This window comes from Neobacillus vireti (genome assembly GCF_036962465.1).
GTDB lineage: Bacteria > Bacillota > Bacilli > Bacillales > Cytobacillaceae > Neobacillus > Neobacillus vireti_B.
In genome coordinates, this window is the sequence record NZ_JBALNF010000001.1 from 58,111 (window position 1) to 73,578 (window position 15,468).

Consider the following 15,468-nt stretch of genomic DNA (forward strand, 5'->3'; position numbering starts at 1 on the left):
TTCGCTTTTAACGCCCAAACTTTTTATGTAATTCTTTCTCTACGATAGGTGGAACTAATGAAGAAATGTCGCCATCATACTTGGCTACTTCTTTTACAATACTTGAACTTAAAAAAGAGTATTGGCTGTTGGTCATGATAAAGAAGGTTTCAATATCTTCATTTAAAACTCTGTTCATGGAGGTAATTTGCATCTCATATTCAAAATCTGAAACAGCCCGCAGGCCCCTAATAATGGCATTTGCATTCACAGACTTCGCGTAATCAACAAGTAAGCCTGAATGAACATCCACTTTTACATTTGGAAGGTCCTTGGTTACTGTTTTTATCAGATCCATCCGCTCTTCAAGTGTGAATAGAGGACTTTTTGCGGAATTATTCAACACACTCACATAAACAATATCAAATACCTTCGCACCTCTCTTTATGATATCTAAATGACCATAGGTAATGGGGTCAAAGCTTCCTGGACATACCGCAATTCTAGCCAACTGGACTCCTCCTTACTCCTTACTGCCATTCGAATAAATCGTCACAGCAATAATCCCATACTTTTCATGTTTTATCTGGTTAAATTGCCCTACTATTTGAGGTAATTCCACATCAAAGCCATGTTCGCAGACAATAACTCCCTCTGGTTTTACCAAGTCCTGTTGGTCCATTTTTTCCATCAGGCTGACAAGCTGCTGTTTTTTGTAAGGCGGATCTAAAAATATGTAATCAAAAGAAATACCTCTTTTTATAAGGGCCTTTAATGCTCGGTCAGCATCATTGCGATAAACTTCTGATCGATCTTCAAATTTGCAGGCCTTTATATTTTCTTGGATAACATGTATCGCCTTTGACTCCCGATCTATAAAAATAACCTTTTCTAAACCTCTGCTAAGTCCCTCAATACCTAATCCGCCACTGCCTGCAAATAAATCTAAACCAGTCCCGCCTTCAAAATAAGGCCCAATCATATTAAACAAGGCTTCCTTTACTTTATCTGTAGTCGGACGTGTTGTATTCCCAGGGACTGCTTTTAACGGTCTTCCCTTACATATACCTGAAACCACTCTCATGGACTTATCACCACATTTTTGAAAATCATTTTTCTTAATACATCCTATCATAATTTATAAAAAAGACAATCTGTTCCGAATATCTTTTTACCTGTTAACCTCTTTTTACTATCTAGTTGGAAAATTTATCGAAAAGACGTATAAGCTTTTCTGTTGTGGAGATAATGTTATTAACAACATCAATTCGAGGATGTTGTTGCCAACCGCGGAGAAGACTTACGTTTCCCCATAAGTTCTTCCTCCGGTTTCTCCTCTCCCTTTGCCTTCTATCCTTTGCTTTAGGATATAGAAGGACCCTGCGGATTATTCTGCAGGGTTTTTTTTTATGTTCTAGGAAATTATAGATTTACTACTTGTGGATAACTTTTTTCAGGGTTAGATACGTCCAGCTCCAGCGCCTAGCCCCTCGATGGTCATAAGCTTATCCAGTTGCGGCTCCTTGGGACTCGAGTCATAAGCCATCCCTCGAAGAAGGCAAAAAGCGCCTTCTAGCGAGGGCCGTCTTATGCCTTCGTCCCAGGGCAGTCGCCTCCACATTTAGGTCAATCCGTCCAAAAGGTTAAGAGCAACCTTTCAGCCGGCTCGTCTTATGCTTGTCGGGGCTAACCAAGGCGCTTGCGCTTTTGTTCTTTATTTGGCTGCCATTAAATGATAAAGTAGGGATGAAACAAGCTTAAAGGAGAATGTCAATTGATACAGCGTTTTATTGAACTAGGTGAAGGATATTCAGATATTTATGAACTGCTTGAACTTGCAAAAGCAAATCAACACCGCCTCCAGCATATGATGGCACTGCACACAAACATTAACGGTAAAGATATGACTTCCTTAGTTGTTATATTAAAACCAACAGACCCCGGAAAATTCCAAGCGCTTTATATATGTCGTGAAGGAATCCCGAATCCAGCTAGTCTGTCAAATAAAAGATTTGATTTGTTTGTCCAAACAGCGGAGTCGCTTGGAAAACAAATCATCGAACTTACGGTTAAACCATCTGTGATCTTTAATGAGAAAGAATTATTTTATCAGCATTTGATAGGGATTTTGCGATTAAACCATTATATTTTACCCTTGCAATAAAGGGAAATCTTCGAGCTGGACATCAAAAAGGTGAGGGACCATCCCTCACCTTTTAAATTCCCATTTTGTAATCATATTCCTTGGCTTTATCCGGGGCAGAATTCTCGTATTCCATTCTCAAGAATGGTTTATAGGAAGGTTCTACTTTTTTCACAAACGAAAAGGAATTTAACTTCTCCATAATCCCCTCGACTTCATCTTGATTACAATATAAGACAACATATTTTAACTTTTTTGAGACATAATGAACGTTACCGAAACGCCTAAGCATTTTGGCTTGTTTTAAAGAGTACAGCCAAACTACTAATCCTTGTCTTTGAACAAACATTGTATATTCCCCTTCAGCAAAACCATCATTTTAAATAAGTCTAGCACATCAAAACGTATTATTTCAATTCAAACTTTAGCCCTAATTATCAGAAAATGCTGAAAGAAATTAAAAAATCAGCTTAATGAAAAGCTGATTTTTTAATTAACTGCACCCACAGCTTCCTCCTGTGCCACAGCTATGACCTGTTTCAAAAAATGGGTTACCGCTAGGCACCTTTATATGTTCTGATACGGCTCCCCCAATGGATTTACTAATCTCATCCAGGAGAGTTTGCAAATCATTTTCAGCCAGCTTAAACTCTGCAACAAGCGGATCCAAATCCATTTCCCGTTTAGCCTCGCGAATTTGCAACATTACTCTTTTATAATCTGGATGGTATTTACCGAACCGCTGAACTTCTTCATAAAGCTCTTTCAGACTGGCAAATCGATTGATTTTCCGCTGTGTTTCTTTATTGTTTTGCATTTTATATAAACTAATTTGATATTGTTCTGCAATATCAGACGTTAAGACCATCTTGGCTAAGTCTTCGGCGTATTCTAATAGTTCAATTCTTTCTAAAGTAGCAAGCATACTCGCCCACCTCCAAGGATATTTTAACATATATACTAGAAGAAAGCGAAAATTCCTGCTGTCCTAGGCATATTTACCATTCATTTTTTTTAACATCCTAACAGCCTGCGGAAAAACAACATCACAGTTTTCAGACCTCCTATTAATAAAAGCGAATTCATGAAAAAGGCCACAATTGAAACATTGTGGTCTTTTCTTAATTTTGTGTTTTCATCGCTTGAAACATATGATACATCATTGAGGCCATTTGAACGCTATTTGAAAACTTCTCTACTTGATCGGGGATCGTCTTTTTATAATAGTGTAATGAAGCAACTTCTAGTGCTTGTAAATCATAAGGGTTTCTTGTAAGCTTTCTATACCATAGTGGCTGTTCTCGTATAAATTGTTTTAAATCCTTTTGACGTTCCAAATAATCTAATACATCTCTACGCATCGTGTATGGGTCCCTTCCATTTAGTCTTTTCTAAAAGCAAATGGATGCTTCGGTCCTTCTTGCGGCTTTAATGGTCCTGAAACAGAGTTAACATTACTACCTTGGAATTGGGATATAACGCCTTGGATTGCCCCTAAAGCTTGACTTAAGTTATTTATATGACCTTGCATTTGATTTGGGTCCATTTTTTTCACCATTCCCATGATATTGGATAACCAATCATTTTTAGACACTTGGTCTGTTTTAGATTCCGATTCCTTCTCAGCACCTGTCGTCTGCCAGCGGCTATCTTCTTCCCCCAACAAATACCAATCCTCATATAACTCCTGCCAGGTCGCCTTTCCACTCCGAACTTCCCTAATAATTTGCGGATTGTTCTTTACAAATTCTTTAAATTGGAGCACGGAAGGATGCAATTTCTTTTGCGTCATTTTATTCTCACCTCTGCCCATATTAATCGCCAATAATACAATATGTATAAAAAGAGGAAATGTGAAATACCTTCACAGTTAATTAATTTATTAATCTCCTTCTTAGTGGTAAGATGGCAAGAGATAAAGATATGAAAGAGGTAAAAATATGAAGGAAGAACTACGTCATTTATTAGAATCACTTCTCCAAAATGGGTCTGAGGAAGACCTCGGTGTGATTAAGCAGTTACTTGAGGGTGTACAAAATAAGATAAAAGGTAATCGACGTACCTATATTGATGGAATCTTGCATATGGAAACAAGCTTTGAGAATGAATGCTATGAAATTACAATTCCTATTAGTCCTGTTATTCATAATAACCTAAACATTGTTCATGGAGGAATTACCGCAACGGTTCTTGATACATCTATGGGGGTTCTGGTTAATCGGCTAGTGCCGGAAGGATACGGTGCCGTAACAAATCAATTAAATATTCATTATATAGCCCCGGGTATTGGTGAAACACTTCGCTGCAAAGCTGAGGTTATTCATAAAGGCACGAAAACAATGGTCATTTCGGGTGAGGCCTTCCGCAGTGATGGAAAAAAAATAGCCTATGCCACTGGCACTTTTTTTATTATTAAAAAAGGATAGGGAGGCGTTTAATCGAGATGGTTACCGCCATATTGATCCCGATTATCTGTCTGTACTTTTTTTGGATAACGAGGAAAGAAAGAAAAGAGCAAGACAGAAAATGGCATAAGGCTGGGGACGTACGTCAGGAATCAGTTGTAATAGGTAAGATAATCGATATCACCGAAGAGAAGCAGCGGTTCTATTATGACCGGTATGTCCTAGTTCAGAGCATTAAACTTCAATCCTCCAATCGGGTGATTACGGCATTAAAAACAACTCCCCTTACAACAGATGCTAAAAAAGACACATTTACAGTCGGGGAAACCGTTCGCTTATATGGCAGGTGGGAAAGAAGCCATTTTTTATTTACTAAATGGGTAATTGAAAGAGACTGACCCAAAAGGTGGTTGATGAATAATTTTTCACACTCTGTTGATTGGAGCGACGAGGAGGCTCCCCGGGAGCGGAAATCAGACTCGTTTAATGCATAAAAAAGAAGGTGCTCCTAAAAGTTATACTTTTGGGACACCTTCTTTCTATTATTCCGCTGTTTTACGGATAAAGTTTTGTGTATAATATTTTTCATAGACACCCACACCAAGATGAGAGAATTCTTTACTTAGTAATGAATCTCGATGTCCCTTACTATTAAGCCAACCCTCTACCACTGCAGGTCCATCCGTGTAGTTTGCAGCAATATTTTCCCCTGCATTTTGATAGGCAACTCTAGCTGTTTTTAAGCGATTGGCTAAATCACCAAATTTCTTAGATGTATGGGAAAAATCGTTGTTTTGAGCCATATCCCTGCTATGTTCAAAAGCAACCTCAGCAGTCCTTTCATCCCAAACCAAGGGTTTTACTTTGTGCCTAATTCTTAAAGCATTAGTAATATCAAAAATTTCTTGTTCTGTACTTTGTTCTACTAATTTCATCCTACCTTCATCAAGAGCAGGCGGCTTGAGGAGCTGTCCGCGATAAACAAGTTCATATGGACGCTGTTTAACCAAGGTTTCTGCATCGAGAAAACGCACACTTGAAAGATTACCAGTAAACTTATCTATATATAACTGGACATAAATATCCCCCATTCGAACCATTGGACGAAGATTTAAATCCGTATCATTTAATTCGAAACGATAAGTATTCCCATTTAGTTCAAGATTGATATTCGTATCAAAAAATTGCGTATTAAATATTTCTTCGACCGGCTGCCCAATTTCAAACGGGGCAACATCTAAACTTTCCCCTAAGGCAAAAATAGTGACAACCCGATTATTTTCAACACCTACTTGTAAGTAACGGCTATAGCTCTGATTATAAATATACCATTGATAGCCATACATCGATTCGTCAATTCTTATCGGTTTTCCATACTCTTTTTCGAGACGAGAAACATCTTGTCCGATTAAAAGAGCTAAACCTTCCTTTGGTTTTTCTAACGGTGATTGACTCCCATTTGTTTTATCAGCATCCTGAGGCGTTGATTGTTTCATCTCTGACGTATGATCTTCCTTAATCAGTACTTTACTATCATCATTTTTTCCATTTATACTAACGTAAAAACCAATGGTTAGGAAAACAACTGAGAGTATTAAGATTCTGCTTAGAGTACGCAGTCGCACTCACCCTCTCTATAACAATTTCTAACATTATATGTATTGATTAAACAATTATATCATTTATATCTTGTTTAGTAAGAGCCATAAGCAAAAATCTCAGATTTATTACCTGTTTTAAAAAAAAGGTGTCCCAAAGTATAACTTTTAGGGGCACCTTCTTTATTCACATTAAACTAGTCTGTTGATTTCCGCTCTAGGCACGAGCGGTTCACGGGCGGTACGGGAGCCTCTTCAAAGGGTCATAATCTAAATTTCTAATGCTGGACGTCATTGTAATTCTGTTCTGAAATTTCACTTAGGGCTTCTTTTGCCTGGTCATCTGTCAGCTCACGAATGGCAAAATCCCCAAGAGATACAATTCCTATTAATTTTTCATTTTCTACTACAGGTAATCGGCGAATTTGATGGTCAGCCATTAATTTTGCTGCATCCCTTGTGGAGGTGTCTGGGCTCACTGATATCAATTGTTTACTCATGATATCTTCTACTTTTGTAGAACCAGGATGTTTTTCAGCAACCCCTCTTATAACAATATCGCGATCTGTTATCATACCTACTATTTTTTCCTTATCAACAATTGGTATCGCTCCAACGTTAAGCTCCTTCATCTTAACTGCAACTTCAAAAATATTATCTAATAAAGTACAACATTCTACCTCATCTGTCATTATGTCACGTATTTTTTCCATGATTATTTCCTCCAAAAGTATTTTTATACCCCTTTTCAATAGATTAGGCTTTACCAATGCAAACGGTTTTATTCGCTCAAATCTATTCATTGCAAGTTATTAAAAATTCAACTATTATTAAAATGAATTATATTTTGCTTCAATACCGATTTAGGAACTTAGGGGCATGGCAACTGTTTTTAGGAGGGATTAGGATGAAGTTCGAGAATACTGGAATTGAGAAATTAAAAGCGGACATAAACCGTTTAGATGACGTTATGCAGGAATATGGTTTAGTCCGCGCCGGTCAATGGGATTATGACCGAGTTACATATGACCGAAAATTCGAGCTAAAAGAAGGCATTTTTTATCTTCGCATTCAAGGATTTGCGGCTGAAGGCGATGTGGACACGTTTAAGGCAACGATTCAATTGTTGACTCCACTTTTAGGAAAGCATTATTATCCTCACGGTGTGGAATATGGTGAGGGAGAAAACTTTCCTGCTTCCCTTGTAACTCAGTGCAAAAAAATCCTTGAAAATGTAGCAGAAGAAATCAGTCAGTTCGCACTATAATGTGCAAAGGGCGCATGAAATGATTCATGCGCCTTTTTTATATTCTGGTATTAAAAAAAGTCATAAAACGCGGATTTCAGCTTTGGAATCATGGTCTCGAATTGATCGACTTCTTGCTTTGCCCCCTTTATTAGACCCAAATCATACAGTTCTACTGGCCTTTTATAGCCAAAGAGAATCGCAGATAATTCATTAATGGTCAAACGGATCCCCCTTTTGGGCGGATTAACGCACTGGCTTCCCTGCTTCGCTTTAAACTCCTTCACTTCACCCTTACCAATAAGATAACTTCCATTATTCCATGCTGCAAAAGGGTCCTCTAGATGAAGAAAAACAGGCTCTGCATTCCGATCAAACGGAAACCTTTCTAAACATTCTTTTGCCTTAATAATTCGACACATGAAATAAGGCAATACCTCTGTCTTTAATTTTGGCTGACTTAAGAAATAGGTAAACGGATCATGTACGGATAAATTTACAGTAACACAATCGACCATTGAATCATGCTGACAAATAAGATTCCACAGCCCGACTCTTGCTTCCTGGTCCAGTACCACTATTTCTTGAACCTCCATTTTTCTATCTTTTATAGAATATAAAATGTATCCCCTTGCCTCTTTAGAGGAATTATAGTAAACAGCAGCATGTGATTGTTCATCATAAACATGTTCTATCCACCAGTCCGTGTCACGAACAAGCAGTCCCATATAGTTCTTGCAATACTTTCGGTAAATTTCCTCTATTTCCTCATGGTGGCTAGCCTTCGCGAATCTTTTAATGGAACCTGGCTGCGGGCTGAGGAATTGGAGATTTATTTTTTCAATCGTCACTCTCTTAACATCACTTAAAATTTCCCAGCCAAATTTACGATAAAACGCATAATCAAATGGGGCCAATAAAGAGACAATTTGACCATCTTGCCTCATCTGAGATAATGCTTCTGTTAGTAAAGATTTAACATATCCACTCCGTCTATACTCCGGAAAGGTGGCAACACCGGCGATTCCCCCCATTTCCCACTCATCCCCATTCATATGAACGGCAAGAGGAATGATGTGTAATTTGGCTGCAAGTACATTACCTTCTCTTATACCTAATAATTTATGAGATTTTAACTTTTCTAATCTGCTAGGAATCTTTTCTTCTGGGACATGATACTGGAACGCATACTCAGATAGCCGTAATGTCTCTAAATAATCATTTTCATTTAGTATATTAATCTCCATTCATCTTCCTCCATAGGTATTTTCTATTGATTTCTCATTTTTTTAGTATTCAGATAACTATTAATGATGTAAAAAAAGGCGCCAATGATAGCACCTATATTTTTAAGCATGATATTCAGCCAGCACAAAAGCAAAGTCCTCTTGGAGTTTGTTTATAATCCAAGAATTGCTTTAATCATTGATGTTGTCTCTCCGCCTTTATAAAAAACATATAACAATAAGTAAACAGCCACTCCCGTTATAGCCGTAAAAAACCAGATAAAACTGGTTATCGGTCCCAGCTTGCGATGGATGGACAGGTTATTTTTATATCCTGTTATTAAAGAGATGACACCAAAGACTGCTCCTACTGTTGCTAATGTAATATGAAAAACAAGAAAAATTGTATAATATATTTTTATATCTGCTGGTCCGCCAAAAGATGTGTTTCCGATAAAAATAGTTCTTGTGGCATAAATGATAAAAAAGATAAGGGCAAAAATCCCAGCAGTAAACATTGTCTTTTTATGGGCATCAATTTTTCTTTGTTTTATTTGGTACCAGCCAATGGCAACCGTAATAGCACTTAAAACAATAAAAGACGTACTTATGGTAGGTAATATTGGTAAGGAATTCATCGTAGATCCTCTCTTCTATATGTACTACCCTTATTTTAGAGTAGTTCCTAACTCATTTCAATTAATACTCATTAAAAAACCCCCTTATAAAGGGAGTATTTAGTGAGTAGGATTTAATTGATGTTTTTTCATTTCACGTTCCGATTCTTCCTGATCGTTGCGATACCACTCAAAGAATACTTGTCCTAAAACAACGGCAAAAATAATCTCTTGGAGAATTTTCATGACAACCCCACCCAGCCTTTGATCCTCTACTGCTGACATGGAACTAAATAATTCTGGACCAGTTATATTCAGATTATCAAATGACGAACCAACACATAAACTCATGACCTGTGACCATACCTTCGGATCATGGTATGTGGCGTACAAGGAGTTATCCGAAAAGATAATAAGTGCACATGCAGGAGTAATAAGAATACTGTTTACAAATATATAAGCAACCTTCTTTATACCAGTTAAATTTTTATATTCGGGCAGCGGGCAAACGAGCGACCACCACATGCCAATTGCAAATATAAACAATACAATTGAGTAACCCGCATGCAAATATCTATTTTGCATAACGTGATCAAAAACAAGTGGTATATGATAAAAGGAAAAGAAAGCATTAAATAAAAGGATCGCAATCACCGGTCTTGAAAATAACTTGAATAACGAATTAATAACCTTCAAATTTAGAATTGTTCTCCAGAGCCAATTAGGAATAGATAAAATAAACAATGGCGGAACAAGGAAAACTAGTAGAACCATTGTAATCCCATGGATATAAAACATTAGATGCCCCATTAAATCCAACGGTGATCCCTTGATAGCATATAATAAGCATATTGCAGTTAAAAATAAGCTTGCTTGTTTAGCTGTTAAAGGGTCACTTTGTTGAAACTTCATTCTGAATTTTGTCGTTATTAGAAAGTAAGCCACCGTTATGGCAAGTAATATGATTAAAAAGTACGGGCTCCAAAGGGCTTCAAATCCAAAAATATCTAATGAAAGCACTCTGACCTCACCTCAACATTAAAAGAATCTTATTATTATTATACCTGTAGAAAATAGACATCGCAAAAAAAAGAGCCTTCCCTAAAAAGAAAAATCGGCTAAACGCCGATTTTCTTCTTCAGTATTACCACCAGATAATGGTGCTAAAAGCCAATATTGCAGTTAGTCCGACAAATAATCCCGAAAACAAGAACAGTGTCGGCGCTTCGTGCCCTTTATGGCTCATATGCATGAAGTAAAATAATTGGAACACAACTTGGACTGCTGCTAATAAAACGATAAACGGTACGGTAAACCATTGCGTAGTACCTTTCATGGCAACTGAGGCGAAGGCCACTAAAGTTAAAAAGATCATCAATGCGAACGAGATAACTTGATAGCGCATTTCTTCTGCACTTTTTTTACGTCGATATTCAAGGTCCACTCTTGGGTTGCTTGAGCTTAATGGCTGATTTGTCATTTTATCCCACCATCCCCATTAAATATACTACTGTAAAGATAAATACCCAAACTACGTCAATAAAATGCCAATAAAGGCTAGCGACATAGAATTTAGGTGCATTGTAAAGACTTAGCCCACGTTTAGAGTTCCGAATCATTAAAGTTACAATCCAACACAAACCAAATGCAACGTGCCCTCCGTGGAAACCAACAAGTGAATAGAAAGCGGAACCGAACGCACTGCTGGTAAATTTATGACCCTCATGGACATAATTTGTAAATTCATAAACCTCACTGCCAAGGAAGCCCAGACCTAATAAAACGGTAACGCCCAGCCAAAGCATCATTTTTTTGAAGGCAAAATTTTTCATGTGATACATTGCATACACACTTGTGATCGAGCTGGTTAATAGCAGCATTGTCGCTATAAATGTGAGCGGCAGTTCAAATAGATCCTTTGCCAACGGCTGGCTTGTATTCGGCACTTTATCCTTTAATGCTAGGTAGGTGGCAAAGAGAGAGGCGAATAAAACGGTCTCTCCCCCTAAGAATAACCAAAAACCAACAAATTTATTTTTTGCCTCAAGGGTCGATCTTTCCGGCTCAGCAGGCCATGTTTCAAACGTCATTTTTTCTTCAGCGTGCATTATGCCTTAGCCCCCTTTTCTTCCTGCAATTCTTCTTTATGGATATGGAATCCGTGATCATCTTTAACCGAACGAGTAAACAATGAACCAAAAGTGATTAGAAGCCCAATAATCATGACTGGTAATGCCCATGAAACTTTATCAACATGATACATCGCACCAAATGCAGCAATGAACAAGCCTAATGCAATCACAAATGGGATAAATGAGGAGTTAGGCATATGAATATCACCAAGCGGCTCAGCTGGTGTCATACCTTTTTTCCCTTCCATTTTTTCAATCCAATAAGCATCTAACCCACGGACTAATGGCAGCTGTTTAAAATTATAAAATGGAGGTGGTGATGGAATTGCCCATTCAAGCGTTCTTCCGTCACCCCATGGATCGTTACCCACTTTAACATTTTTCACAGAAGTCAATACAACATTAATAAGCATGACGATTACTGCAATTGACATAAATCCGGCTCCAACAGAGCTGATCATATTTGCAGTTTCAAAACCTTGGCCTGGAAGGTACGTAAAGACACGACGTGGCATGCCCCATAAACCTAAGAAATGCTGGATAAAGAAAGTTAAATGGAAGCCAATGAAAAAGAACCAGAAAGTGATTTTTCCTAACGTCTCATTTAACATCGTTCCAAACATTTTTGGCCACCAAAGATGTACGCCAGCAAAAATACCAAACACTACACCACCAACAATTACATAGTGGAAGTGAGCAACAACAAAGTAAGTATCATGATATTGGTAGTCTGCTGTAGCGGCGGCGAGCATTACACCTGTAACCCCCCCCATAAGAAAGGTAGGGATAAAAGCAAAAGCCCAGTACATTGGAGTAGTAAATTTTATACTTCCTCCCCACATCGTAAACAACCAGTTAAAAATCTTGATACCGGTTGGTACCCCAATTGCCATTGTTGCCACTGCAAAAATAGCATTTGCAACAGGTCCTAAACCAGTTGTGAACATGTGGTGTGCCCATACCATGAAACCTAAGAAACCAATAAGCACTGTTGCAAATACCATGGATGAATAACCGAAAAGACGTTTTCTTGAGAAAATCGGAAAGATTTCCGAGAAAATACCAAATGCGGGAAGAATTAAGATATACACCTCTGGGTGACCGAAAATCCAGAAGAGATGTTCCCAAATAACTGTATTTCCACCCATTGTTACATCAAAGAAATTAGCTCCAAATAAACGGTCAAACATCATTAAAGTCAGACCAACTGTTAATGGAGGGAATGCAAATAAAATTAATGCAGAAGCAACAAATGTTGTCCAAGTAAATAATGGCATCCTCATATAGGTCATACCAGGAGCACGCATGTTAATAATCGTAACAAGGAAATTAATACCACCAATTAATGTACCGATACCAGAGATCTGTAATCCTAGTACATAAAAGTCAACCCCGTGACCTTTCGAATGAAGAGCAAGTGATGCATAAGAGGTCCAACCTGCATCAGGAGCACCACCAAGGAACCACGATAAATTTAGAAATATTCCTCCAAAGAAGAACAACCAAAATCCTACCGCATTAACAAATGGAAATGCAACGTCTCGAGCCCCTATCTGCAATGGCATTACAGCATTCATAAAACCAATTAAGAGCGGCATCGCCGCTAAGAAAATCATAGTTGTTCCGTGCATGGTGAGGATTTCATTATATGCACCCGCACTAACAAAATCATTATTAGGTACAGCAAGCTGAATACGGATAAAAACCGCTTCTAGTCCCCCGACTAAAAAGAAAAATCCGCCTGCAATAAAGTATAGGATGGCAATTTTTTTATGGTCGACTGTTGTTAAATAGTCCCATAATGTTGCGCCAAATCCTTTTTTTTGAGCAATGGTACTCACAATTTTACCTCCCTTTCAACCAATTCCCCTATTATTCCTGAACCTTTAAGCCCATTAGATATTCTGCAACCGCATCAATTTGGTCATCAGTCAAGTTTCCGTATTTTCCAGTCATCATATTACCTGGTTTATAGGTTTCAGGATTTTTGATCCAGTTCTTTACCTCTTCTTTATTATGATCAAGAATACCGGCAACTCGAGATCTGTCCCCAAAGTTAGTCAAGTTAGGTGCAACACGTGCCGTATCTGGCATTTTGTTAGCTGGTGTTACAGCATGACAGCCAATACAGCTTTTATTGAAAATTTCTTGACCCTGAGCTGCTAAATCATTGGTTGCTTTTTGCGGTTCTTTTACATTCTGCATAGCAGAAACCCAAGCATCAAATTTATCACGGCTCATCGCTTTAACTTTAAAGTCCATTAAGGCATGTGATGGTCCACAAAGCTCAGCACATTTCCCATAGAAAAGATTTCCAGCTTCATTCGCACGTTTATCATCGAATTCCAGCCAAAACTTATTGGCATTATCTGTGTTGGTATCGATTTTACCACCAACAGCCGGAATCCAAAACGAGTGTTTAACATCCATAGATTTTAAATTAAAATAAACTTTTTCATCTGTAGGCACTACTAATTCCTGACTTGTTACAATTTTTTGACCAGGATATTCAAAATCCCACCAATATAAATGCGATCGTACATTTACAATAAGTGCTTTTGTATTTTTTTTGTCCATCTGGCTCACATCAGCAAGCTTAAATGTGGACGCAACTGTAGGAACAGCCAAAATGAGTAATAATAATATCGGAATCGTAGTCCAGATAATTTCTAAACGATGACTTCCTTCAACTTGTTTTGGGATTTTTTCGTCTTTTCTTCTAAAACGAAGAAATACCAAAACAAAAATTACTACTACTACTAGGATTACTCCTACCATGATATAGGTACTTAACTTCATTAAATCATATTCTGTGTCTGCAACTTCTCCCGCTGGATTTAACGCTGATAAATATGGTTTTCCACACCCGGAGAGTACAAGCGCTAAAATCGCGAATAACGAAATTAGCCGCCACTTCGCAAGCCTTTTCATAGCTTAATCAATCCCCTCTTTCACTGATAAATTCAAATAAATATAGTTGGTCAAAGAAGTATGTAGAAAGGTTCTCTCCTTCGTTAGTGATTGACAGTAACAGCCTAGATTTAAGTATATGTAACCGTCATCAATCATCTAATTAGGAAAAAGAGAGTAAAACTTACTTTCTCCCGGAATGAACCTAGGGGCAAAACTAAATTAATGTAACTATAACCATCGCCACAAAAATAATCGTTAAATATTGCAAAGAATAGACAAACATTAGTTTCGCCCACTTAATGTCATCTTTGACCTTATATCCATAAATCCCCAATGCCAGCCAACCTACATTTAATAAGGTAGCTAGAATCAGAAATGGGATTCCTAACTTAGTAAGAAAAAACGGGATTGGCAGAAGTAATGCCACCCAAACCAAAATGTGAATCTTAGTTGTTTTAAAGCCTTTAACTACCGGCAGCATAGGAACTCCTGCGGCTTTATATTCTTTGACTCTTCTCATTGCAAGAGCATAGAAATGAGGCGGCTGCCAAACAAACATTAAAACAAACAATGCCCAAGCCATAATATCTAGATTAGCATCGACTGCTGCCCACCCAATTAACGGTGGTACTGCACCTGAGATGCTTCCAATGATCGTGTTTGAGACCAATTGGCGCTTGGACCATAGTGTATAGAGAAAAACATAACTAAAAACTCCAAGCAGTCCGATTACTGTTGCAGTTACGGTAGTAAAGAATAAACACAGTGTACCCAGTCCAATAAGCAAAATACCAAGAACTAAGACTTTTACAGGCATTACCTTCCCTGTAACGGTTGGTCTTGTTTTAGTTCTCTCCATTAAGTGGTCAATATCCCGGTCAACATAATTATTTATAGCGCATGAACCAGCAATAATAAGGGAAGAACCAACTACTGTAAAAAACATAATATCTAAATTATTTAAAAAACTTTGACCTGAAAAATGAATCGCCAGCCATAGACCAGTAAATGTGGTAATTAAATTGGAATTAACAATTCCTATTTTAATAAGGGCCATGAAGTCCTTCCAGGCGGTCGTTTTTTCGATTGTTCCATGCAGACTTGCAGCGCCATTTTCAATGGCTGAATCACCATAAGTCTTAGAGTTGGACATACCTTTTCCTCCTAATCCTACTAACAAATATTCACCAATTATGGGACATAAATACC

Annotated in this window: 20 protein-coding genes; 4 read left to right on the plus strand and 16 right to left on the minus strand. The window is 37.8% G+C overall.

The window, feature by feature from the left end; all coding sequences use genetic code 11:
• Positions 1–7 precede the first annotated feature (7 nt).
• Complete coding sequence (gene coaD / locus V7077_RS00290; protein WP_335497800.1) at positions 8–490, minus strand: pantetheine-phosphate adenylyltransferase; 483 nt, start codon at positions 488–490, stop codon at positions 8–10.
• 12 nt (positions 491–502) lie between these two features.
• Positions 503–1,063 carry a 16S rRNA (guanine(966)-N(2))-methyltransferase RsmD gene (gene rsmD, locus V7077_RS00295; protein WP_335497801.1) on the minus strand — a complete coding sequence of 187 codons (561 nt, stop codon included), beginning with the start codon at positions 1,061–1,063 and terminating at the stop codon, positions 503–505.
• Between the two features lie 690 nt (positions 1,064–1,753).
• Here rsmD and V7077_RS00300 point away from each other — a divergent pair.
• A complete protein-coding gene (locus V7077_RS00300; RefSeq protein WP_335497802.1) occupies positions 1,754–2,143 on the plus strand; it encodes a DUF7147 family protein in 390 nt (129 codons plus the stop codon).
• Positions 2,144–2,195: 52 nt separating this feature from the next.
• Here the strand turns inward: V7077_RS00300 and V7077_RS00305 are convergent, their stop codons facing one another.
• The 4 genes from V7077_RS00305 to V7077_RS00320 all read right to left on the minus strand — a co-directional run bounded on the left by V7077_RS00305 (position 2,196) and on the right by V7077_RS00320 (position 3,914).
• Entirely contained in the window at positions 2,196–2,471 is a 276-nt protein-coding gene (locus tag V7077_RS00305) for a YlbG family protein (protein WP_144562585.1), read from the minus strand.
• Positions 2,472–2,615: 144 nt separating this feature from the next.
• Positions 2,616–3,047, minus strand: coding sequence for a YlbF family regulator (locus V7077_RS00310; RefSeq protein ID WP_335497803.1), 432 nt, complete (start codon positions 3,045–3,047; stop codon positions 2,616–2,618).
• Between the two features lie 196 nt (positions 3,048–3,243).
• Positions 3,244–3,483 (minus strand): YlbE-like family protein, encoded by a 240-nt coding sequence (locus V7077_RS00315; RefSeq protein ID WP_335497804.1) that lies wholly within the window; start codon positions 3,481–3,483, stop codon positions 3,244–3,246.
• Positions 3,484–3,503: 20 nt separating this feature from the next.
• Positions 3,504–3,914, minus strand: coding sequence for a YlbD family protein (locus V7077_RS00320; RefSeq protein ID WP_335497805.1), 411 nt, complete (start codon positions 3,912–3,914; stop codon positions 3,504–3,506).
• 148 nt (positions 3,915–4,062) lie between these two features.
• On the opposite strand from V7077_RS00320, the gene V7077_RS00325 reads away from it, so the two are divergent.
• Together V7077_RS00325 and V7077_RS00330 are read left to right on the plus strand one after the other, a co-directional pair.
• Positions 4,063–4,548, plus strand: a complete 486-nt coding sequence (locus V7077_RS00325; protein WP_335497807.1) for a PaaI family thioesterase — start codon at positions 4,063–4,065, stop codon at positions 4,546–4,548.
• Positions 4,549–4,565: 17 nt separating this feature from the next.
• Entirely contained in the window at positions 4,566–4,925 is a 360-nt protein-coding gene (locus tag V7077_RS00330; protein WP_335497809.1) for a hypothetical protein, read from the plus strand.
• Between the two features lie 144 nt (positions 4,926–5,069).
• Here the strand turns inward: V7077_RS00330 and V7077_RS00335 are convergent, their stop codons facing one another.
• Positions 5,070–6,152, minus strand: coding sequence for a CAP domain-containing protein (locus tag V7077_RS00335; RefSeq protein WP_335497810.1), 1,083 nt, complete (start codon positions 6,150–6,152; stop codon positions 5,070–5,072).
• Positions 6,153–6,403: 251 nt separating this feature from the next.
• The gene (locus V7077_RS00340) at positions 6,404–6,838 is read right to left on the minus strand and encodes a CBS domain-containing protein (RefSeq protein ID WP_335497811.1); all 435 of its coding nucleotides are present in this window, start codon (positions 6,836–6,838) and stop codon (positions 6,404–6,406) included.
• Positions 6,839–7,032: 194 nt separating this feature from the next.
• Between V7077_RS00340 and V7077_RS00345 the strand changes: the two genes are divergently transcribed.
• On the plus strand, positions 7,033–7,392 hold the full coding sequence (locus V7077_RS00345) for a YugN family protein (protein WP_335497812.1): 360 nt from the start codon (positions 7,033–7,035) through the stop codon (positions 7,390–7,392).
• Positions 7,393–7,442: 50 nt separating this feature from the next.
• On the opposite strand, the gene V7077_RS00350 is transcribed toward V7077_RS00345, so the two are convergent.
• The 8 genes from V7077_RS00350 to cyoE form a co-directional block, all read right to left on the minus strand.
• Positions 7,443–8,618, minus strand: coding sequence for a GNAT family N-acetyltransferase (locus V7077_RS00350; protein ID WP_335497813.1), 1,176 nt, complete (start codon positions 8,616–8,618; stop codon positions 7,443–7,445).
• 152 nt (positions 8,619–8,770) lie between these two features.
• Positions 8,771–9,235 (minus strand): DUF420 domain-containing protein, encoded by a 465-nt coding sequence (locus V7077_RS00355; RefSeq protein WP_335497814.1) that lies wholly within the window; start codon positions 9,233–9,235, stop codon positions 8,771–8,773.
• A gap of 99 nt (positions 9,236–9,334) precedes the next feature.
• A complete protein-coding gene (ctaG, locus tag V7077_RS00360) occupies positions 9,335–10,234 on the minus strand; it encodes a cytochrome c oxidase assembly factor CtaG (RefSeq protein ID WP_335497815.1) in 900 nt (299 codons plus the stop codon).
• Positions 10,235–10,358: 124 nt separating this feature from the next.
• Complete coding sequence (gene ctaF, locus V7077_RS00365; RefSeq protein ID WP_335497816.1) at positions 10,359–10,694, minus strand: cytochrome c oxidase subunit IVB; 336 nt, start codon at positions 10,692–10,694, stop codon at positions 10,359–10,361.
• Position 10,695: 1 nt separating this feature from the next.
• Positions 10,696–11,322, minus strand: a complete 627-nt coding sequence (locus V7077_RS00370) for a cytochrome (ubi)quinol oxidase subunit III (RefSeq protein WP_335497817.1) — start codon at positions 11,320–11,322, stop codon at positions 10,696–10,698.
• The gene (gene ctaD, locus V7077_RS00375) at positions 11,322–13,187 is read right to left on the minus strand and encodes a cytochrome c oxidase subunit I (RefSeq protein WP_335497818.1); all 1,866 of its coding nucleotides are present in this window, start codon (positions 13,185–13,187) and stop codon (positions 11,322–11,324) included. Before ctaD ends, V7077_RS00370 begins: the two co-directional genes overlap by 1 nt.
• 31 nt (positions 13,188–13,218) lie before the next feature.
• On the minus strand, positions 13,219–14,277 hold the full coding sequence (gene coxB, locus V7077_RS00380) for a cytochrome c oxidase subunit II (protein ID WP_335497819.1): 1,059 nt from the start codon (positions 14,275–14,277) through the stop codon (positions 13,219–13,221).
• A 196-nt stretch (positions 14,278–14,473) separates the two neighbouring features.
• Entirely contained in the window at positions 14,474–15,412 is a 939-nt protein-coding gene (cyoE, locus tag V7077_RS00385; RefSeq protein ID WP_335497821.1) for a heme o synthase, read from the minus strand.
• Positions 15,413–15,468 lie beyond the last annotated feature (56 nt).